Source organism: Rhizobacter sp. Root1238 (assembly GCF_001425825.1).
Classification (GTDB): Bacteria; Pseudomonadota; Gammaproteobacteria; order Burkholderiales; family Burkholderiaceae_C; genus Rhizobacter.
The window spans coordinates 25,360-45,302 of record NZ_LMDM01000008.1; the positions used below are offsets into that span (position 1 = coordinate 25,360).

Here is a 19,943-nt window from a genome sequence, read left to right on the forward strand (position 1 = left end):
GAAAGATCATGAAGATCCTCTCACCCTGTATTGCTGCGCTGCTGCTCAGCTGCGCGGCCGCCTTCGCCCAGGACGCTCCCCTGCCGAAGCCTGTGGCATTCACGGCGCACTTGCAATCGATCACGGCAGCGCTCGAGAAACCAGACGAGGAGCTTGACCTCGGCGAATTCATTCTCACGCTGCAACGCATGATCGATCCGAGCATCGACGTCCCCGGCAACCTCAAGCGGCTCGACCGCATGGCAACGGAGATCAACGCAACGTTGCCCCTCATGGCGAACAGCCGGGTGAAAGTGGAGGCCCTGAGGAAGTATCTGTACATGGCGGGCCCTTGGAACGACAACCGGCCCTTCCGGTACGACCTCGAAGACCCTCTCGGAAAGAACCTTCGCAACAAGCTTCTGTCCAGCTACCTCGACAGCCGCAAGGGCAATTGCGTTTCGATGCCCAGCTTGTTCGTCGTCCTCGGTCAAAGGATCGGGTTGGATGTGACGCTGGCGACAGTGCCCAGGCACATCTTCGTCAAATACCGCGACGAGGGCGGTCAGCTCTACAACATCGAGGCGACAAGCGGCGGTGGATTCGCTCGCGACGTCTGGATGCGGCAGCTGTATGTGATGACCGACCTGTCGCTGAGAACCGGCATCTACATGCGGCCGCTTTCAAAGAAGGAAGCGGCCGTCGAGATGGTCGACACGTTGCTTGAGTTCTATGCAGCGAACGGCGTCCTGCAACCTCGCGTGGACCTGGCCCTGCTCCTGTTGGCTCATGCGCCGAAGCACGTCAACGGCATGCTGCATCTCGCAGCCGCCTACGGCTGGATGGCCGAGGTCTCCTACATGCTCGACTACAACAGTCCCGATCCACGGATGCCCTTGAAGGAGCGGCTCAAGTACCGGGAACTGAGTCGACAGGTCATGGAATGGGAGCAACGCGCACGGGCGCTCGGATGGCGCCCCATGGATCCGGAAGCCGAATCCACCTATCTCAGGCGGGTCGACGATGCCAAGAAGCCTTTGTAGACAAAATCAATCCGGAGAAACGAAGATGCTCGATCGAATTGATCTCACACCTTTGGTGATCATGCTGGCTCTGACCTCTCTGCACGAAAGCGCGGCTGCGAACTACACCCAATCCGATCCGATTGGATTGAATGGCGGACCCAGCACCTACACCTATGCGCTGGGTGCCCCAACGATGTACACGGACCCGACAGGGCTGTTCACGTCCAGTACGCACAACGAAATCACGACCGCTGCGATTGCGATTGCAGGCAGCCCTTGCCCGAACCTGCCTGCGGCCGTGGCCAATGCGGATTGGTTCACCGGAAGTCAGGCTCCTGCCAATGCCCATTGGCACGCGATGCGTGATGGCACCAACCGGAACGCAACCGTCGATTCGGCCAGCCGCGACTTCAACGAGTTCGTTGATAGGCAATGGAAAACCTGTACGTGCGAAGGGCTGGCTCGCGCGATGCACGCGATTCAGGACTCCTATGCGCGAGGGCATGCTGGCTTCCAACCGTGGAGCGGAGGTGTGCCCTCGGTGAGTCACGCCTACGCCGATGCGTACCCCTCGAAAAGTGAGCGCGATGGAGCGATAAGGGCCGCCGTCGAACTCATCCGCAGACACCAAAAGGACTGCAAAGACCAATGCCCACGATGATGAACGTGACCCTCCGCCAGAGGGTGTTGACGTCGATTGGCCTGTATTCGGTGCTTGTCGCGTTTGCAGGCTTCGCCTTCTTCTTTGTGCGGCAAGGCGTACCGGCGGGATCGCCGACGCAATACTTCTATGCGCTCTTCGGTCCCGCGCTCTCGCTGTTCACGCACATGAGCTACTTCCTGTTCGCTCTACAAAGCATCTTGCTGCTCCCTTGGCTGCTGCTCGGGGCCGTTCGAATTCAGGCGCGGAAGTTTTCGCTCATGGCATTCATCGTCTGTTGGCTGGGGACAGGGTGGTACACGCACGACCTGTTCTGACGCACTACCGCTGAGCGGGTGCACGTGCGGAGTGGCAGGGATACCTGTTCGCGCCAAGGCAACGCTGAGCAAGTCTCCGATCTCGGCGACACCATCGGGATGATCTTGTCATGCGCATTTGGCTCGACAAACGCTCGCTCTCCGGTCTGGTTTCCGGGCTGTCACTGGCAGGCGCCGCGTTCGCAATTGATGACCGCACGGTGCATGTGCCGGCGGACGGACAGACCATCGTTGGGGGCATTCGCGCTAAACAATCGGTATGCGCGATGGTGACCACGACTGTGATGTCGGGAGTGAAAGGATCCGCCGACGTTTCGGCATTGGTCGAGCGAGAGTGTGCAACACAGGGCAGCTCGTGCAGCCTCGTCACGAGCCTCGAGATTGCCGTGAATGGTCGACCACTCGTCGTTCCGCGATCGTCATTCCGTGGTCTCGGCAACGTTCGAACTGCCAAGCTGGTTCCGAAGGGAAATTCCTTCCACCTGGTCCTTCGCGGAGGGGACGGAGCGGACGGATTTGTTGCAACCATCGTGTTCGATCGGGATCGCGTCCTCAAACGCTGGCTCGCGAGCAACTTGGCCCCCGAGGGCGTGCTCGAGGAGACGACCTACCGGGCTCAGAAGGAATCGTTCGATCGGTAATGCACGCGGACTACACACCCGCCGTGCTGATCACCTGGTTCCGTATCGCCAAGTGCACCAACGCCGCCGACGTCGCCACGCCGAGCTTGTCCTTGATCGCCGTCTGCAGGTTGGCCACCGTCTTCGGGCTGAGCTTCAGCATCTCGGCGCAGGCGCCGGCCGAATGGCCTTGCGCGAGCAGCCGGAACACCTCGAACTCGCGCGCGCTCAACTCGGCCAGCCGGTCGGCCTCGTCGTGCGGGTCGCGTTCGAGCAAGCCGGGCGACAGCTCGGGCCCCAGGTAGCGGCGCCCCGCCTGCAGCTCGCGCACCGCGTCGACCAGGCACTCCGGCGCACTCGCCTTGGTCAGGAACCCGAGCGCGCCGGCCTGCAGCGCGCGCCGCACCAGCACCGGCGCGTCGTGCATGCTGAACACCAGCAGCCGCGCCTGCGCGTCGCGCAGCAGCACGCGGCGCAGCAACTCCAGCCCGCCGCCGCCCGGCATCGCGAGGTCGGTGACCAGCACGTCGGGCCGGTGCGCGATGAACGCCGCATACGCCGCATCGGCGTCACCGGCTTCGGCGATCACCTGGATGTCGCCCGCCTGGTCGAGCAGGCGCAGGTAGCCGCTGCGCACCACCGGGTGGTCGTCGGCCAGCAGCACGCGGATCACGCTAACTCCCGGTGCGGCGGCGCAGCGTCCGCAAGCGCAGTCGCGGGCATCGGCACACGCAGCACCAGTTGCACGCCGGCACCCGGCGACGCGCGCACCTCCAGCTCGCCGCCCAGCGCCGCGGCACGCTCGGCGGCACCCAGCAGCCCGAGGCCGCGCGTCGCCGCGGCCAGGTCCATGCCCCGGCCGTCGTCCTCGACGCTCAGCTGCAGCTCGCCCTGTGCGCTGCGGACCAGCTTCACATGCACCGCGCTGGCCTGCGCGTGCCGCATCACGTTGGTCAGCGCCTCCTGCACCACGCGGTACAGCGCGATGTCGACCGCATCGCCGAAACCGTGCTCGAAAGCCTCGTGGTGAAAGATGCAGGCCACGCCGCTGCGCTCTTCCCACGACTCGCACAGCTCCTGCAGAGCGGCGATCAGCCCCAGCTCGTCGAGGTTGGCCGGACGCAGCCGGCGCAGCATGCCGCGCACCGCCTGGTACAGCTGCTGCGCCGCGCGGTCGGCCCGCTCCACCGCCGCCAGCGTGGCGCTGCGATCGGCCGCACCGCACAGGCGAACGAAGGCCGTCTCGGCACGCACCGCGGCACAGCCCTGCCCCAGCTCGTCGTGCAGTTCGCGCGACAGCGCCAGGCGCTCGCTCTCCTGCACAGCGATCAGCTGGCGCGCCAGCTCGCGGTTGTGCATCAGCAGCTCGCGCGCCTGCGCCTCGGCCTGCTCGCGCAGCGCGAGCTGCGCGCGCGCATCGTGCGCGCGGCGCAGCGCGTACCAGGCCAGGCCGCCGGCCAGCACCGTCAGGCTGAAGGGCAGCTCGTCGGCCTGCCAGTGCTCGTGCGGCAGGGCCCAGCGCTGCACGCGTTCGCTCAGTTCGAAGAACGACGCGAGGCCGTAGCTCGCCAGCGTGGCGAGCAGCACCAGGCCGACGTCGCCCAGCGGGCGCCAACGCCGCAGGCGTGCCTCAGCTGCCGCCACGTGACAGGCCCATGCGTTCGACGATGAGCCCCTCCTTGATGAACTGCTGGCGGCACACCTCGGCGTACTCCGCCGTGCCCAGGTAGTCGATCTCCTGGTCGTATCGGGCCAGCTCCTGCGCGAACAGCGGGTCGAACATCGCGGCCTTGAACGCGTCGTGCAGCACCTTGACGATGTCGGCAGGCAGGCCGCGCGGCCCGCCCAGCCCGTAGGGCGACATCGCGACGATGTCGAAGCCGAGCTCACGCAAGGTCGGCACCTGCGGCCAGCGCTTCGACCGCTGCGCGGCAAAGGTGGCGAGCAGGCGCAGCCGGCCCGAATCGACGAAAGGCCCGAAGCCGGTCGAGTTGACGCCGACCATCACCTGCCCCGAATCGATGGCGATCATCTGCTCCGACGTTCCCTTGTACGGCACGTGGATGTACTTCAGGCCGCGCGCGGTGAACAGCTCCTCGAGCACCACGTGCGGCGTGGTGCCGACGCCGTTGGTTGCGATGGTCAGCCGGCCCGGGTTCTTGCGCGCATAGGCGAACAGGTCGTCGAGCTTGCGCAGCTTGCTGCTGGCGCCGACCAGCACGCCGAAGGTGACGCCGGAGACCTGGATGATCGGCGTCACGTCGCGGATCGGATCCCACAGCACCTTCTGCGTGTGCACCGCCCGGAAGATCGGCTGCGGCAGCTGCGCGATCGTGTAGCCGTCGGGCTCGGCCTGCTGCAGCACCGGCATCGCCAGCGTGCCGCCGGCGCCGCCGCGGTTCTCGGTGACGACCGGCTGGCCGAGGTGGTGCGCGGCCAGCTCGGCCAGCAGGCGCAGTGACATGTCGGTCGCGCCGCCGGCCGGCCACGGGATCCACATCACGATCGGGCGGGACGGGTACGGCGTTTGCGCGCGCGCCAGCGGCCAGGCGCCGAGTGCGGCGGCGGCACCGACAAATCCGCGTCTGGTGATCGGCGCACCGGGCCGAGCGCCGGGCCGCTCCCAAGCCGGCCCGGATCCCCCCGGGGGATCGGCTCGCGTACCCGCGGGACGAGGGGTGGTCATGATCCGCGCTTGGCGAGGCCGCCGAAGCCACGTTGCGGGTCGTAGCCCCAGCAGGCCACGGCGAAGAACACGACCAGGCAACCCAGCACGACCCACGGCGCGATGCCCGGGTCCTTGCCGTACAGCGCGAAGCGGATCCACTCCACCGCGTGCGTGAACGGGTTGAAGCGCGCCGCCTGGTACACCCACTCGGCGCCCGACTCCTGCAGCTTCCACAGCGGATAGAGCGCCGTCGACAGGAAGTACATCGGGAAGATCACGAAGTTCATCGTGCCGGCGAAGTTCTCCAGCTGCTTGATGTGCACCGACAGCAGCAGCCCGAGCGCGCCCAGCATCAGCGCGCCGCACACCAGCGCGAGCAGCGCATGCAGCCCCGCCCACGAGAACAGCGGCAGCTCGGTGCCGAGCAGCATCGCCACCACCACGAAGGCCAGCGCCTGCAGCACCGAGAGCAGCGCGGTCGCGCACAGCTTGCTGAACAGCAGCCACGAGCGCGGCAGCGGCGCGGTCAGCAGCAGCCGCATCAGCCCCATCTCGCGGTCGTAGACCATCGCCAGCGACGACTGCATGCCGTTGAACAGCAGCACCATGCCGACCAGGCCGGGCGCGATGTAGACGTCGTACGGGATGTAGGTGTCGTACGGCTCGACGATCGCGACGCCGAACACGTTGCGGAAACCGGCGGCAAACACCGCGAGCCACAGCAGCGGGCGCACCAGGGCTGAAATCAGCCGGCCGGTCTGCTGCGAGAACTTGAACAGCTCGCGCACGACGATGGCCTGCAACGCCTGCAACGCATGGATGACGACCCCTCGCCGAACGGGTACGTCCGGCGATCCCCCGAGGGGATGCGGGCCGGCTTGGGGCGGCCCGGCGCTCGGCCCGCCGTCCGCCTCGACAGCCTTCGCTAGCGTGTCGCTTTGCATAGCTTCTCCGGGGCATCGGCGCCCAACGTATCGAGCACCTCGGTCGGGTGCAGCAGTCCTTCGATCGGCGCCTGCGCGATCACGCCCTGGCCGTCGGTCAGCAGCATCGACTGCCGCAGTTGCCCGTCCCACGGTCGGAAGCTCAGGCTGCCGCCCTTGGAGCCATCGACCGGTGTCGCGGCCAGCGCCTTGGCCCACGCGGCGTTCGGCCCCTTCGGCTCGGCCGCCGCGATCGCGATCAAGGCCTTGCCGCCCATCCACGCCGCCCAGTCGTGGTCGGTCATCGGCCGCTTCGCGGCCTTCGCGAACCGGCGCGACACCTGCGGCGCGCCGTAGCGCTCGAACTGCGCATGCCAGGCGAGCGCGACCAGACCGGCATCGCCGACCACCGGCCGCGGCAGCACGGTGCGGTAGGGCAGGCTGCGCGCGAACTCACCGTCGCTGTCGACCACCCACACCGCGTCGTACGCAGCCCCGGCGGTCAGCAGCAGCGGGTTCGCGAGATCGCGCTCGCGCGGGTCGGCCGACAGCTTGTAGGGCTTGCTGGCGACCACCTGCAGACCGTAGCGCTTGATCGAGGCCTGCGCGGTGGCCGCGCGAACCTGGTCCTGCGGGCTGCTGCCGATCAGCAGCAGCAGCCTGGTCCACTTGCGGGACACCAGCGTCTGCGCCAGCGCGTCGGCGCGCATGCGCTCGCTCGGGATCAGGTGGAACAGCCGCGCGCGGCAGTCCTGCTGGCGCAGCCGGTCGGCGCTGTCGCCGAGGTTCAGCACCGGCAGCTTCACCGCATCGGCCACCGCCAGCGTGGCGTCGCTGCCCAGGTCGGTCAGCACGATGGCCGCGCCGGCCTTCTCGGCGGCCTGCGCGGCGGCGCGCGCCGCATCGGGCGTCGCCGCGGTCGCGACGCTCAAGGCCACCGCCGCGCCGGCGGCTTCGAGCTCGAACCTGCCTTCGTCCAGCGCCACCTGCAGCCCGTCGGTCACCGGGCCGCCGGCGTGGCCGAGGTAGGCGCGCTCCAGCCGCGTGCGTTCCAGTCGTGCATCGTCGGCCGGCACGATCAGCGTGGCCTTCAGCGTCGCGGCGCCCGCGGTCGAGGCGGTGGCGGCACAGCACATCGACATCACCGTCCAGCTCGCCCAGCGGCCCGCGACACCGCGTGTCATTCGAGGATCGCCACGCCGTACGGCACGCGGCCGACCGGGATGCTCTTGATCGCCTTGCCGCCGGCCACGTCGACCACCGTCACGTCGTCGCTCAGCCCGTTGACGACGAACAGCCGCGCCTCGGCCTTGTCGAGCGCGACGTTCCACGCCCGCTTGCCGACCAGCACCAGTTGCGTCGTCTTGCGGCTGGCGACGTCGATGAAGGCCACGTGGTTGGCCTTGCCGAGCGCGACGAAGGCCCGCTTGCCGTCGCGCGACATCAGGATGCCGACCGGCGTGATGTCGGTCGCGCGCGCGCCCTTCACCTCGAGCTTGATGGTGTCGGTGACGGCATGGCTGGCCGTCGCGATGATGCTGATGCTGGCGCCGAGCTCGTTGGTGACCCACAGCTCCTTGCCGTCCGGCGTCAGCGCCATGCGGCGCGGCCGCTTGCCGACCTTCACGTTGTGGGTGATCTTCGCGCTCGCGACGTCGATCACGTGGATCAGGCTCGCGACCTCGGACGTGATGTACAGCGTCCTGCCGTCGGCGCTGACCTTCACGCCCTCGGGCTCCTGGCCGACCTTGATCGACTGCAGCGTCTTGCCGCTCGCGGCGTCGATGAAGCTGGCCTCGGCGGCGTCTTCGTTCGACACGTAGATCGTCTTGCCGTCGGGCGACAGGTCGAAGGCCTCGGGCTCGTCGCCGAGCGGCACCCGGCGCAGCGATTTGCCGGTGGCCGGGTCGATCACGTCGGCCGCGTTCGCATCGGTGCAGGCCACCATGATCTTGCGGTCGGGCGTGACCTGGATGTGCCGGCCGCGCTTGCAGGTCGGCACGGTGCCCTTCACCGCGAGCGTCGCGAGGTCGATCATCGTCAGCGCATCGTCCTTCTCGCTCGACACGTAGGCGGTGCCCTGCGCCGATGCGGCGGTGCAGCAGGCGATCAGCGCCCAGGCGGTGCCGACGAGGCGGCAAACAAATCCCGTTCGCCCTGAGCTTGTCGAAGGGTGGGACCGAGCTTGTCGATGGCCCTGCCCAGGGCGAACGGGAGCGTGTGGGGAGGTCATCAGGCCGTGCGGGCGATGAAGCCCGCCTCCAGCGTGGGTTGGCCGAGCGCTGCGGTCACCTCGGCCGGCGAGCCGTCGGCCAGCAGCGCGCCCTGGTGCAGCACCAGCACGCGGTCGGCGGCCAGCGCCTCCTCGACCCAGTGGGTCGCCCACAGCACGCAGACGCCGCGCTCCTGCACATCGCTGCGCAACGCGGCCAGCAGGTCCTGGCGAGATTTCGGATCCAGCCCGACGGTGGCTTCGTCCATCAGCATCACCGCCGGATGGTGCAGCCCGGCGCGCACCAGCTCGACCTTTCGGCGGTTGCCGCCCGACAGCTCGCGCACCTTGCGGTCGAGCTCGCCGCCCAGCCCCAGCCGCGCGCAGCCGGCATCGATGCGCTCGCGCGCCAGCCGGCGCGGCAGGCCGTGCAGGTCGGCCTGGAACAGCAGGTTGCGCCGGATGCTGAGGTCGAGGTCGAGCGAGATCTGCTGGAACACCACGCCGATCTGGCGCAGCGCCGACGCCGCCGCGCGGCGCAGCGAATGGCCGGCGACCTCGACCTCGCCCTCGTCGGCCGCGAACAGCCCGGTCAGCAGCTGGAACAAGGTCGACTTGCCGGCGCCGTTGGGGCCGAGCAACGCGACGAACTGGCCCGCCACCAGCTGCAGCGACAACCCGCGCAGCGCCGCGCGCTCGCCATAGCGCTTGGTCAGGCCGGTGGTCCGCAGCATCGTCGAAGGGGGCGTGGCGAAGCTCATGAACCACGAGCACAGCAATACACGGGCCTGCGCCGATGCTGCAGTGCAATGCCGCGCAATGCGGCGCCACGCCATGGCGCGCACGGGCGCCGACCCCTCCGCGTCACGCCCGTTGCGCGGCACTGAAACACTCTGTGCCGAACGTGGTTGCCACGAATTCGGCGCAAGGTGTCAGCGGCATTTCATTTCCGGAACACCGGCGTCACAGGGCTGGAGCGAAACCTGGGTTTTCCCTCTTCGGGCAATCCCGCGGCCACGCATGGGCGCAGAACTTGCGGTTCTGCACCCGCCGAGTTCTGTGGGTCGCTGGGTGTGGTGGATCTCGGGTGGATCTGGAAACAGTGCTTCGCGACCGGACTCTGGTCACTTCATAAAACAGGAGACTTCGATGCGAAATTCCGGTCTGTCGACATGGCGCGTCTGGCGCCATCTGGGCATGGTGTTGCTGGCGCTGCCGCCATTGGCGATGGCCAATGCGGACGTCGAGAAGAACATCGCCAACTCCAAGAACTGGGCGATGCAGGCTGGCGACATGTACAACCAGCGCTACACCAAGCTCAACCAGATCAACACCGGCAACGTCGGCAAGCTGCAGGTCGCGTGGACCTTCTCCACCGGCGTGCTGCGCGGCCATGAAGGCTCGCCGCTGGTGATCGACGGCACGATGTACCTGCACTCGCCGTTCCCGAACAAGGTGTTCGCGATCGACCTCGACAGCCAGAAGATCCTCTGGAAGTACGAGCCGAAGCAGGACCCGGCCGTGATCCCGCAGATGTGCTGCGACACGGTGAACCGCGGCCTGGCGTATGCCGAAGGCAAGATCGTGCTGCAGCAGGCCGACAGCGTGCTGGTCGCGCTCGACGCGAAGACCGGCAAGGTCGTCTGGAGCGTGAAGAACGGCGACCCGAAGCTCGGTGCCGTGAACACCAACGCGCCGCACATCTTCAAGGACAAGGTCATCACCGGCATCAGCGGTGGCGAGTGGGGCGTGCGCGGCTTCATCGCGGCCTACAACCTGAAGGACGGCAAGCCGGCCTGGAAGGGCTACAGCGTCGGCCCCGACGCCGACATGCTGATCGACCCCGACAAGACGATGACCTGGACCAACGGCGCGATGGCGCCGGTCGGCAAGGACTCGTCGACCAAGACCTGGAAGGGCGACCAGTGGAAGACCGGCGGCGGCACCACCTGGGGCTGGTACAGCTACGACAAGGCGCTGAACCTGATGTACTACGGCACCGGCAACCCGTCGACGTGGAACCCGTCGCAGCGGCCGGGCGACAACAAGTGGTCGATGACGATCTTCGCGCGCGACGTCGACACCGGCATGGCGAAGTGGGTCTACCAGATGACGCCGTACGACGAATGGGATTTCGACGGCATCAACGAGATGATCCTGGCCGACATCGACGTCAAGGGCAAGCCGACCAAGGCGCTGGTGCACTTCGACCGCAACGGCTTCGGCTACACGATGGACCGCGTGACCGGCGCGCTGCTGGTCGCCGAGAAGTACGACCCGCAGGTCAACTGGGCCACCCACGTCGACATGAAGACCGGGCGCCCGCAGGTGGTCGCGAAGTACTCGACGGCGCAGAACGGCGCGGACGTCAACACCAAGGGCATCTGCCCGGCGGCGCTGGGCAGCAAGGACCAGCAGCCGGCCGCGTTCGACCCGGAGACCAAGCTGTTCTACGTGCCGACCAACCACGTGTGCATGGACTACGAGCCGTTCAAGGTGGAGTACACCGCCGGCCAGCCGTACGTCGGCGCGACGCTGTCGATGTTCCCGGCCCCGGGCAGCCACGGCGGCATGGGCAACTACATCACCTGGAACGCCGGCACCGGCAAGATCGTGCAGAGCCATGCCGAGAAGTTCTCGGTCTGGAGCGGCGCGCTGAACACCGCCGGCGGCCTCAGCTGCTACGGCACGCTGGAGGGCTACCTGAAGTGCGTCGACAAGAAGGACATCAACAAGGAGCTCTTCAAGTTCAAGACGCCGTCCGGGATCATCGGCAACGTGTTCAGCTATGAGCACAAGGGCAAGCAGTACATCGGCGTGTTCTCAGGCATCGGCGGCTGGGCCGGCATCGGCATGGCCGCGGGCCTCGAGAAGGACCAGGACGGCCTGGGCGCCGTCGGTGGCTACAAGGAACTGGCCCAGTACACCGAGCTCGGCGGTTCGTTGACGGTGTTTGCCCTGCCGAACTGAACGGCGTCCGGCGACTCCGACGAGAAGCAAGAAGAAGAATCGAGACAACCTGGGCACAGGGACGGCACCCCGGGGGATGCCGTCCCGCCCCCTTGATGGTGGATGGTTCAATGAAATTGAAGCAGTCTCTCCTTGCCGTGGCCGCGTGCCTTGCCGTCAGCGCGCTGGCCGACGACAAACCCTACACCGTGGTCGACGGCTACAAGGTCGACGCGAAGACGATGGAGGGCTTTCGCACCTGGCGCGCGGCCGCCTGCGACCGCTGCCACGGCGCCAACCAGGAAGGCCTGGTCGGGCCCTCGCTGATCAACAGCCTGAAGACGCTGAGCCAGGACGAGTTCGTCAAGACCGTCACCGAAGGCCGGCTGCCCAAGGGCATGCCGAGCTTCGCCGAAAGCCCGCAGGTCAAGGAACACATCAACGACCTGTACGCGTACCTGAAAGGCCGTTCGGACGGCGCGATCACGCGCGCCAAGGTCGAACCCAACAAATGAACAACACCCGCAGCATCTTCACGCTGGCGCTTGCGCTGGCCGGCGCAGCGGCGTGCCTGCCGGTCACCGCGCAGGACGCCGACAAGCCGCCGGCGCGCCAGGCGCTGCGGGTGTGCCAGGACCCGAACAACCTGCCGTTCTCGAACGTCGAGGGCGCCGGCATCGAGAACCGCATCGCCGAGGTGTTCGGCAAGGCGCTCGGGCTGCCGGTGCAGTACTACTCGTTCCCGCAGCGCCTCGCGTTCATCCGCAACACGCTGCGCTACAAGCTGCCGGGGCAGGACTACCCGTGCGACATCGTGATGGGCGTGCCGGTCGGCTACGACCAGGTGTCGGTGACCAAGCCCTACTACCGCTCGACCTATGCGCTGGTGTTCCCGCAGGGGCAGGGGCTCGACCAGGTGAAGACGGGCGACGACTTCCTGAAGCTCGATCCGGCGCGCCTGGGCAAGCTGCGCATCGGCGTCTACGACCGCTCGCCGGCGTCCGACTGGCTGAACCTGCACCGCCTGGTCGACCGTGGCGTGCCGTACCCGATCATGAACGCCGACCCGCAGCAGTACCCGGGCGAGATCATCGAGAAGGACCTCGCGGCCGGCAAGATCGATGCGGCCATCGTGTGGGGCCCGATCGCCGGCTACTTCGCGCAGCGCGTCAAGTCGCCGCGGCTGACGGTGGTGCCGCTGAAGTCGGAACCCGGCGTGCGCTTCGACTACGAGATGGCGATGGGCGTGCGCTACGGCGAGCGCGAGTGGAAGCAGAAGATCGAAGGCCTGATCGATTCGCAGCAGGCGGCGATCCAGGCGATCCTGAAGGACTACGGCGTGCCGCTGGTCGACGAGTCCTTCGCATACAAGGAGCCGGGCAAAGACAAGCCGGCAATGAAGTGACCCACCCCCGAAGCGCCTTCGGCGGTCGCTGGATCATGCGGTTGCATGCATGGCAGGTCGCGCTGGCGGTCATGCTGCCGGCCGGCGGCTTCGCGGCACAGGACTTCTCGCCCGCCGAGCAGGCGATCTTCATGGCCGACCAGCTCGCGAACCTGCGGCCGCCGTCGACGCTGCGCTACAGCTTCCACAAGGCCGGCAGCCTGGAGGCCGGCTTCGACGACACCGTGGTGCTGGCGTTCCGTCGGCAGCCCGACGGCAGCTGCTGCACCTCGACCGGCGAGTTCCTGACCGGCCCGCGCCGGCTGCCGCTGCCCGACATCGACAACGCGAAAGCCAACCCGGTGATCCTGTACTTCCTGGAGCACGACATCCGCGAGATGCGCCGGCTGACGCAGGGCCCGGAGAACTACTTCCGCAAGCGCATCCGGATGGCGGTGTACCAGGGCGCGACGGTGGCGCCGGCCTCGTTCGTCTACCAGGGCAAGCCGGTCGCCGGCCGCGAGGTGTCGTTCAGGCCCTACCTCGACGACCCGAACCGCTACCGCTACGAGAAGCTGGCCGGCAAGGAGTACCGCTTCCTGCTGTCGGACGCGGTGCCGGGCGGCGTGCTCGGCATCCGCACGCACGTCGCGGCCGCCGCGGGGGCCGAGGCCGGAACACCGCCGCTGCTCACCGAAGACCTGCTGATCGACGGCGCCGATCCTCTCCCGAGAACACCACCATGAACCCTTCGCATCGATTGCTGTGCGCGCTCGCGCTGCCGTGGCTGCTGCTCCCGGCCGCCGCGGCGGCGAACGACTTCCCGACCGCCGAGCGCGTGATCTACGTGCAGGAGTGCATGCGCACGCACCCCGGCCCGCACTTCGAGATGATCAACAAGTGCTCCTGCGCGGTCGACGCGATGGCCAGCGAGGTGCCGTTCGACGACTACGTCGGCATGACCACGGTGGTCAACGCGATGTCGATCGGCGGCGAGCGCGGCGGCGCGCTGCGCGACAACGAATCCGTCAAGCCGCAGATCAAGCGCTACCGCGAGCTGGAGACCAAGGTCCACAAGGCGTGCTTCATCAACGACAGCAAGTAGCCGCGGCCCTGCGCCGTGTCGCGTGCCTGGCGGCGCTGCTGCCGGCGCTCGCGGCCGGTGCGCTTGCGGCGCCGTTCGCCTGGATCACCAACCAGGGCAGCCACGACGTGTCGGTGATCGACCTCGCGTCGCAGCAGGTGGTGCGCACCGTGGCGGTGGGCCGCTCGCCGGCCGGCGTGGTCGCGGCATCGCGCGCCGGCAAGGTGTTCGTCTCCAACCCCGACAGCCGCGACATCTCGGTGATCGACATGCGCGAGCAGCGTGTCGTCGGCACGCTGGCGGCCGGCGACGGTCCGGTCGGCATCGATGCGTCGGCCGACGGCAGCCGGGTGTTCGCCGCCGACTGGTTCGCCAACCGGCTGCTGGTGTTCGACACCGCCGGCAGCGGCCCGCAGCAGGCGCCGCTGGCCCGCATCGAGGTCGGTCGCGCACCGGCCGGCGTCGCCGCCCACGCCGGCAACCAGGTGGTGTTCGTTGCCGAGCGCGACGACGACAGCGTGGCCGTGGTCGGCCTGCGCGAGCGCCGCGTGCTGTCGCGCGTGAAGGTCGGCAGCCATCCGTTCGCGCTGCTGGTCGACGCGCCGCGCGAGCGGCTCTACGCGCTGAACGTGCAGAGCGACGATGTGTCGGTGATCGACGTGCGCGACCCCGCGGCGCCGCACGTGATCGCCACCGTGAAGGTCGGCAAGGCGCCGTACGGTGCCGCGCTCGCGCTCGGCGGCGCGCTGCTCTACGTGACCAACCAGCATGACGACAGCGTCAGCGTGGTCGACGCGAATTCGCTGGCGGTCCTGCGCACGCTCACCGGCTTCGGCTACCCCGAAGGCGTCGCGGCGCACGGCGACCAGGTCTACGTCGTCAACTGGATGGACGACGACGTCAGCGTGCTCGACGCCGCCAGCGGTCAGCCGTTGCGCCGCATCGCGACCGGCAAGAACAGCCGCGGCTTCGGCGCCTTCATCGGCGCGCCCGCACCGCCCTGATCCCACATCACGAAGGAGGATGTCATGCCCATGAAACTGCCCGGCGGCTGGCTCGCGCCACTGGCCGCGATCACGATGCTCGGCGTCGTGCCCCCCGGCGAAGGCCACGGCCCGACGCGGCAGAAGGTGGTCGAGAAGATCACCATCGATGCGCCGGCCGCCGCGGTGTGGGGCCGCATCAGGAACTTCGACGCGCTGAAGGACTGGCACCCAGCCATCGCCGAGAGCCCGGCCTCGCAGGGCAACACGGTGGGCTCGGTGCGCTCGCTGAAGCTGCACGGCGGCGGCGAGCTGACCGAGACGCTGGAGGGCTACGACGACGCGGCGATGAAGTACAGCTACCGCGCGAAGGACGGCGGCGCGCTGCCGGTGACGAACTACACCTCGGCGATCACCGTCACCGCGAGCGGCAACCAGTCGGTCGTCGAATGGCGCGGTGCGTTCTACCGCGGCTACCCGCAGAACGACCCGCCGCCGGACCGCAACGACGAGGCCGCGCTCAAGGCCATCACCGGCGTGTACCAGAGCGGGCTGGCGAACCTGAAGAAGCTGGCGGAAGCGAAGTAGAGCGCGTGCTCAGGCCGGCTTGGCGCTGAGGCGCCGCGAGTTCGCGGGGTCGCGGAACACCAGCGGGTGCTCGACCACCGCCGGGCCGGCCGGCGCCGAGGCCGCACGCTCGACCGCCGCCTGCACCAGCGCGTGGTGCGGGCTCTTGCTGCATACCGGGTCGGCCATCGCCGGGTCGTGCGCGATCAGGTACGCCTGGCAGCGGCAGCCGCCGAGGTCCACCTCGCGTTGGTCGCAACTGGCGCACGGCTCCTTCATCCAACCGGTGCCGCGGTAGCGGTTGAAGCCTTCGGAATCGAACCAGATGTCGCGCACGCTGTGCTCGCGCACGTTCGGGAAGCTCAGCCCGGGCAGCATCTTCGCGGTGTGGCAGGGCAGCGCGGTGCCGTCGGGCGCCACCGTGAGGAACATGCTGCCCCAGCCGTTGACGCACTTCTTCGCCTTGCCCTCGTGGTAGTCGGGTGCCACGAAGAACAGCCGCATGCTGTCGCCCAGGCGTTCACGCCATTCGTCGGTCACCGCCTCGGCACGGCGCAGCTGCTCGTGCGTCGGCAGCAGCTGGTCGCGGTTCAGGAAGGCCCACGAGTAGTACTGCGTGTTGGCGAGCTCCAGGTACTCGGCGCCGAGCTCCGCGGCCATGCCGATGATGCGGTCGATGTGGTCGATGTTCATCCGGTGGATCACCACGTTCATCACCATCGGCCAGCCGTTGGCCTTGATGATCTGCGCCACCTTGTTCTTCAGCCCGAAGGTCTTGGTGTGCGACAGGAAGTCGTTCATCTCGCGCGTGGAGTCCTGGAACGACAGCTGCACGTGGTCGAGCCCGGCTTGCTTCAGCGCCGCGGCGCGGGCCTCGGTGAGGCCGACGCCGGAGGTCAGCAGGTTGGTGTAGTAGCCCAGCCGGTGCGCCTCGGCGACGATCACCTCCAGGTCGTCGCGCAGCAGCGGCTCGCCGCCCGACAGCCCGCACTGCACCGCGCCCAGTTCGCGGCCCTGGCGCAGCACGCGCAGCCAGTCCTCGGTACCGAGCTCGTCTTCCTGGCGCGCGAAATCGACCGGGTTGTAGCAAAACACGCAGTGCAAGGGACAGCGATAGGTCAGCTCGGCGAGCAGCCACAGCGGAGGACCGATCTGCGCGGCCATCGTTCAGTCCCAGGCCAGCCAGCGCTGCTTCGCGGCCAGCTCGATGAAGCCCAGCACGTCCGGCTCCAGCCCTTGCGCCGAGAACGCCTGCTCCAGGTCCTCGACGATCGCGGCGACGCTGCGCTCGCCGTCGCAGCGCTTCATGATCTCGCCGGCGCTGCCGTTCAGCTTGACCATGCCCTCGGGGTAGAGCAGCACATGGCAGTCCTGCACCGGCTCCCATTGCAGCCGGAAGCCGGGGCCGACACGCGGCAGGGTCTCGGTCGTCAATGCATTCATGCCGAGACACCGTAGCGCGTCGCCATCGCATCGTTCATCGCCCACAGGATGTCGAGCTTGAACTGCAGCACCTCCAGCGCGCGCTCCTGCAGCGGCCGCGTCGTGAAGTGGTCCAGCGTGATCGACAAGCCCTGCTCGACATCGCGCCGCGCCTGGCTCAGGCGGTTGCGGAAGTAGCTGAGGCCTTCGGGTTCGATCCAGCCGTAGTGCTGCGGCCAGGTCGCGAGGCGCTGCTTGTGGATCTCGGGCGCGAACAGTTCGGTCAGCGACGAGCACACCGCCTCCTGCCACGGCGCGCGGCGCGCGAAATCGACATACGCATCGACCGCGAAGCGCACCGCCGGCGTCACGTGGCGCAGGTCCTGCACCTCGTCGCGGCCCAGCCCGACGGCCTGCGCGAGCCGCAGCCAGGCCTCGATGCCGCCGGCATCCTTCACGCCGCCGAGCTCGAAGCCGTCGTGGTCGAGGATGCGCTGCACCCAGCCGCGGCGCACCGCGGCATCGGGGCAGTTCGACAGCACCGCCGCGTCCTTGATCGGAATCGCGATCTGGTAGTAGAAGCGGTTCGCCACCCAGCCGCGCACCTGCTCGGGCGTCGCCTTGCCGGTGTTCAGCATCACGTTGAACGGATGGTGGATGTGGTACGACTTGCCGCGCTCGCGCAGCTGCGCCTCGAACTCGGCGCGGGTCCACGCCGGCGGGCCATCGTCGGCGGGGTGACGGCCTTCCTTCAGCATGTCGGCGCGCAGCGTCATGGTCAGACCTCGATCGTCATGCCGTCCTCGCAGACCTCGATGCCGGCGCGCTGCAGGTGCGCACGCTCGGCCGAGTCCTCGTCGAGGATCGGGTTGGTGTTGTTGATGTGGATCAGCAGGCGCCGCGTGCCGGCCGGCAGCCGGCCCAGCCACTCGAGCATGCCGCCCGCGCCCGACTGCGGCAGGTGGCCGATGTCGCGCGCCGATTTCCTGCTCAATCCGAGCGTCTTCATCTCGTCGTCGGTCCAGAAGGTGCCGTCGACCATCACGACGTCGGCGCTCGCCATCGCGTCGAACACCGGCGGCGTGATCGCACCCAGCCCCGGCGCATAGAACACCGAGCTGCGACGCGCCGTGTCGACCAGCGTCATGCCGATGTTGTCGCCCGGCACCGGCGCCTCGCGGTGCGGCGAATACGGCGCGGCCTTGCTGCTCAGCGGCATCGCCTTGAACGCGAGGCCGGCCACGCCGGGCACGCTGAACGGCGTGCCGTCGAGCGCGATGCGCTGGCGCTGCACGCCGCAGAAGTGCGACAGCACGCGCAACACCGGGTTGCCCTGCGTCAGGTCTTCCTCGACCGGATCGGTGCACCACAGCGGCAGCGGCGAGCCGCGTTCGCGCAGCATGAAGAGGCCGGTGGCATGGTCGATCTGGCCGTCCATCAGCACGACGCCGGCGATCGCGGTGTCGCGCAGCGCGCGCGCCGGCTGCAACGCCGGGTGGCTGCGGATCTGCTCGAGGATGTCGGGCGAGGCGTTGAAGAGCACGCCGTCGGCCATGTCATCCGTTGCGACACCGGGCCGCACGAAGATCGACGACTGCGTGCGGGCCTTTGCGCGCACGCGGCCCGAGCGCACGCCGGCGCAGTTGGCGCAGTTGCAGTTCCACTGCGGGAAACCGCCGCCTGCCGCCGAGCCCAGAACGGTGATGCGCATGAGGGAGGTGTTGGAGCCGGCACCCCAGGGTTGCCAGGGTGCCGGCGAGAACGAAGCGCCGCGATCAGCGGGCCGTGACGTACATCGTGATTTCGAAGCCGAAGCGGAAATCCGTGGCAGTCGGTGTTTGCCAAACCATGAAGACTCTCCTTTCGTTGACTCACAGTGCCGGTCGGCAACTGCGGGGGCCTCTGGGTCCCGTCCTGCATGGTGGCGCGATGCGGGCCGTCGGCCCAGTCGGGTGATCATGAATGCGAACTGGCGATTTTCATGAATCGCCGCGGCGGGGGCTCTCCAACTGACAACTCGCAGGCTTGCCTCTTGCTTCCCAGCCCCGGGCGCAGGCCTTCAGCCCAGTCCGTTGCAGGGCTGACGCAGAGTGTCCCGCGTCGAACCCCCTTGGAGAGGAACGGCATGGACCGCAACGATGCGCTGCTGACGGATTGGCGCGAACGCGCGCTGGCGCTGGAGGCCGAAGTCGGCAAGGCGGTGATCGGGCAGGCCCGCGTGATCCGGCTCGTCAACCTGGCGGTGTTCGCGCGCGGCCACGTGCTGCTGCAGGGCGACGTGGGGGTCGGCAAGACGACGCTGCTGCGTGCGTTCGCGCAGGTGCTGGGCGGCCCGTTCGCGCGCACCGAAGGCACGATCGACCTGATGCCCAACGACCTCGTGTACTACACCTACATCAGCGCCGAAGGCCGGCCCGCGGTGGAGCCAGGGCCGCTGATCCGCCATGGCGACAACCTGGCGATCTTCTTCTTCAACGAGATCAACCGGGCGCGGCCGCAGGTGCATTCGCTGCTGCTGCGCGTGATGGCCGAGCGCAGCGTGTCGGCGTTCAACCGCGAGTTCCGCTTCCCGCACCTGATCGTGTTCGCCGACCGCAACCGGGTCGAGCGCGAAGAGACCTTCGAGATCTCGTCGGCCGCGCGCGACCGCTTCATGCTGGAGGTCACGATCGACGCGCCGGCCAGCGATGCGGACCGGCGCGAGCTGATGTTCAACCCGCGCTACCACGACACCGACCGGTTGGTGGAGGAGCTGCCGGCGGCGATGCTGAACCACCAGGCGCTGAACGAGGTGGCCGAGGCGATCCAGCGCAGCGTGCAGGCGTCGCAGGCGCTGCAGGACTACGCGCTCGGGCTGTGGCGCGCGACGGCGGCGCCGGCGGAGTACGGCGTCAAGGTGTCGGGGCTCGACACCGCGCAGCTGATGCTGGCCGGGGCGAGCCCGCGCGGCATGAGCTATTTGCTGCGGGCCGCGCGCGTCGCGGCCTGGCTGGACGGGCGCGGCTTCGTCACGCCGGAGGACGTGCAGGCGGTGTTCGTCGAGACCATCGCGCACCGGCTGTGCTACCAGCCGGTGCACGAGATGCGGCGGCAGGAGATCTCGGGGCCGCTGATGCGCGGGATCCTCGCCGGCGTCGCGGCGCCGTAGC

24 protein-coding genes are annotated in these 19,943 nt (G+C 68.3%); 12 read left to right on the forward strand and 12 right to left on the reverse strand.

The annotated features are described in order from the left end of the window. Positions 1–8: 8 nt before the first annotated feature. From ASC98_RS07985 to ASC98_RS30200, 4 genes are all read left to right on the forward strand, one after another. Entirely contained in the window at positions 9–1,022 is a 1,014-nt protein-coding gene (locus ASC98_RS07985) for a transglutaminase family protein (RefSeq protein ID WP_056806752.1), read from the forward strand. A 25-nt stretch (positions 1,023–1,047) separates the two neighbouring features. Further along, entirely contained in the window at positions 1,048–1,665 is a 618-nt protein-coding gene (locus ASC98_RS29370) for a hypothetical protein (protein WP_082541871.1), read from the forward strand. Beyond that, positions 1,662–1,982 carry a hypothetical protein gene (locus ASC98_RS07990; RefSeq protein WP_157597901.1) on the forward strand — a complete coding sequence of 107 codons (321 nt, stop codon included), beginning with the start codon at positions 1,662–1,664 and terminating at the stop codon, positions 1,980–1,982. The genes ASC98_RS29370 and ASC98_RS07990 overlap by 4 nt, the downstream gene beginning before the upstream one ends. A gap of 110 nt (positions 1,983–2,092) precedes the next feature. Next, complete coding sequence (locus ASC98_RS30200; RefSeq protein ID WP_157597900.1) at positions 2,093–2,623, forward strand: hypothetical protein; 531 nt, start codon at positions 2,093–2,095, stop codon at positions 2,621–2,623. Positions 2,624–2,633: 10 nt separating this feature from the next. Here the strand turns inward: ASC98_RS30200 and ASC98_RS07995 are convergent, their stop codons facing one another. From ASC98_RS07995 to ASC98_RS08025, 7 genes are all read right to left on the reverse strand, one after another. Next, positions 2,634–3,275 (reverse strand): response regulator transcription factor, encoded by a 642-nt coding sequence (locus ASC98_RS07995; protein WP_056806757.1) that lies wholly within the window; start codon positions 3,273–3,275, stop codon positions 2,634–2,636. Beyond that, a complete protein-coding gene (locus tag ASC98_RS08000; RefSeq protein ID WP_056806760.1) occupies positions 3,272–4,246 on the reverse strand; it encodes a sensor histidine kinase in 975 nt (324 codons plus the stop codon). Before ASC98_RS08000 ends, ASC98_RS07995 begins: the two co-directional genes overlap by 4 nt. After that, positions 4,233–5,105, reverse strand: a complete 873-nt coding sequence (locus tag ASC98_RS08005) for a tripartite tricarboxylate transporter substrate binding protein (protein WP_369821159.1) — start codon at positions 5,103–5,105, stop codon at positions 4,233–4,235. The genes ASC98_RS08000 and ASC98_RS08005 overlap by 14 nt, the downstream gene beginning before the upstream one ends. Positions 5,106–5,284: 179 nt before the next feature. Then, positions 5,285–6,082, reverse strand: coding sequence for an ABC transporter permease (locus ASC98_RS08010; RefSeq protein ID WP_369820814.1), 798 nt, complete (start codon positions 6,080–6,082; stop codon positions 5,285–5,287). Positions 6,083–6,195: 113 nt separating this feature from the next. Continuing rightward, positions 6,196–7,335, reverse strand: a complete 1,140-nt coding sequence (locus ASC98_RS08015; protein WP_056806979.1) for an ABC transporter substrate-binding protein — start codon at positions 7,333–7,335, stop codon at positions 6,196–6,198. A 38-nt stretch (positions 7,336–7,373) separates the two neighbouring features. Further along, positions 7,374–8,306 (reverse strand): PQQ-dependent catabolism-associated beta-propeller protein, encoded by a 933-nt coding sequence (locus tag ASC98_RS08020; protein WP_056806984.1) that lies wholly within the window; start codon positions 8,304–8,306, stop codon positions 7,374–7,376. Positions 8,307–8,425: 119 nt separating this feature from the next. Further along, positions 8,426–9,139, reverse strand: a complete 714-nt coding sequence (locus tag ASC98_RS08025) for an ABC transporter ATP-binding protein (protein WP_056806763.1) — start codon at positions 9,137–9,139, stop codon at positions 8,426–8,428. Between the two features lie 493 nt (positions 9,140–9,632). Between ASC98_RS08025 and ASC98_RS08030 the strand changes: the two genes are divergently transcribed. The 7 genes from ASC98_RS08030 (at position 9,633) to ASC98_RS08060 (ending at position 15,393) form a co-directional block, all read left to right on the forward strand. Next, positions 9,633–11,375, forward strand: a complete 1,743-nt coding sequence (locus tag ASC98_RS08030) for a methanol/ethanol family PQQ-dependent dehydrogenase (protein WP_369820441.1) — start codon at positions 9,633–9,635, stop codon at positions 11,373–11,375. Positions 11,376–11,485: 110 nt separating this feature from the next. After that, positions 11,486–11,869 (forward strand): cytochrome c, encoded by a 384-nt coding sequence (locus ASC98_RS08035; protein WP_056806770.1) that lies wholly within the window; start codon positions 11,486–11,488, stop codon positions 11,867–11,869. Continuing rightward, on the forward strand, positions 11,866–12,759 hold the full coding sequence (locus ASC98_RS08040) for a substrate-binding domain-containing protein (RefSeq protein WP_056806774.1): 894 nt from the start codon (positions 11,866–11,868) through the stop codon (positions 12,757–12,759). Before ASC98_RS08035 ends, ASC98_RS08040 begins: the two co-directional genes overlap by 4 nt. After that, on the forward strand, positions 12,756–13,484 hold the full coding sequence (locus tag ASC98_RS08045) for a hypothetical protein (protein ID WP_235581204.1): 729 nt from the start codon (positions 12,756–12,758) through the stop codon (positions 13,482–13,484). Before ASC98_RS08040 ends, ASC98_RS08045 begins: the two co-directional genes overlap by 4 nt. Next, positions 13,481–13,843: a hypothetical protein gene (locus ASC98_RS08050; protein ID WP_056806779.1), complete on the forward strand. Its 363-nt coding sequence runs from the start codon at positions 13,481–13,483 to the stop codon at positions 13,841–13,843. Before ASC98_RS08045 ends, ASC98_RS08050 begins: the two co-directional genes overlap by 4 nt. Beyond that, a complete protein-coding gene (locus ASC98_RS08055; protein WP_235581205.1) occupies positions 13,819–14,826 on the forward strand; it encodes a YncE family protein in 1,008 nt (335 codons plus the stop codon). The genes ASC98_RS08050 and ASC98_RS08055 overlap by 25 nt, the downstream gene beginning before the upstream one ends. 24 nt (positions 14,827–14,850) lie before the next feature. Further along, positions 14,851–15,393: an SRPBCC family protein gene (locus ASC98_RS08060; RefSeq protein ID WP_056806781.1), complete on the forward strand. Its 543-nt coding sequence runs from the start codon at positions 14,851–14,853 to the stop codon at positions 15,391–15,393. A 9-nt stretch (positions 15,394–15,402) separates the two neighbouring features. On the opposite strand, the gene pqqE is transcribed toward ASC98_RS08060, so the two are convergent. The 5 genes from pqqE to pqqA all read right to left on the reverse strand — a co-directional run bounded on the left by pqqE (position 15,403) and on the right by pqqA (position 18,644). Beyond that, entirely contained in the window at positions 15,403–16,536 is a 1,134-nt protein-coding gene (gene pqqE, locus ASC98_RS08065; RefSeq protein ID WP_056806784.1) for a pyrroloquinoline quinone biosynthesis protein PqqE, read from the reverse strand. A 3-nt stretch (positions 16,537–16,539) separates the two neighbouring features. Further along, positions 16,540–16,815, reverse strand: coding sequence for a pyrroloquinoline quinone biosynthesis peptide chaperone PqqD (gene pqqD / locus ASC98_RS08070; protein WP_056806787.1), 276 nt, complete (start codon positions 16,813–16,815; stop codon positions 16,540–16,542). Further along, positions 16,812–17,552: a pyrroloquinoline-quinone synthase PqqC gene (pqqC, locus tag ASC98_RS08075; protein WP_056806990.1), complete on the reverse strand. Its 741-nt coding sequence runs from the start codon at positions 17,550–17,552 to the stop codon at positions 16,812–16,814. The genes pqqD and pqqC overlap by 4 nt, the downstream gene beginning before the upstream one ends. A 20-nt stretch (positions 17,553–17,572) precedes the next feature. Next, positions 17,573–18,505, reverse strand: a complete 933-nt coding sequence (gene pqqB / locus ASC98_RS08080; RefSeq protein WP_056806790.1) for a pyrroloquinoline quinone biosynthesis protein PqqB — start codon at positions 18,503–18,505, stop codon at positions 17,573–17,575. A 64-nt stretch (positions 18,506–18,569) separates the two neighbouring features. Beyond that, complete coding sequence (pqqA, locus tag ASC98_RS29375) at positions 18,570–18,644, reverse strand: pyrroloquinoline quinone precursor peptide PqqA (protein WP_073467587.1); 75 nt, start codon at positions 18,642–18,644, stop codon at positions 18,570–18,572. 275 nt (positions 18,645–18,919) lie between these two features. Between pqqA and ASC98_RS08085 the strand changes: the two genes are divergently transcribed. Then, on the forward strand, positions 18,920–19,942 hold the full coding sequence (locus ASC98_RS08085; RefSeq protein WP_056806793.1) for a MoxR family ATPase: 1,023 nt from the start codon (positions 18,920–18,922) through the stop codon (positions 19,940–19,942). Position 19,943: the final 1 nt, after the last annotated feature.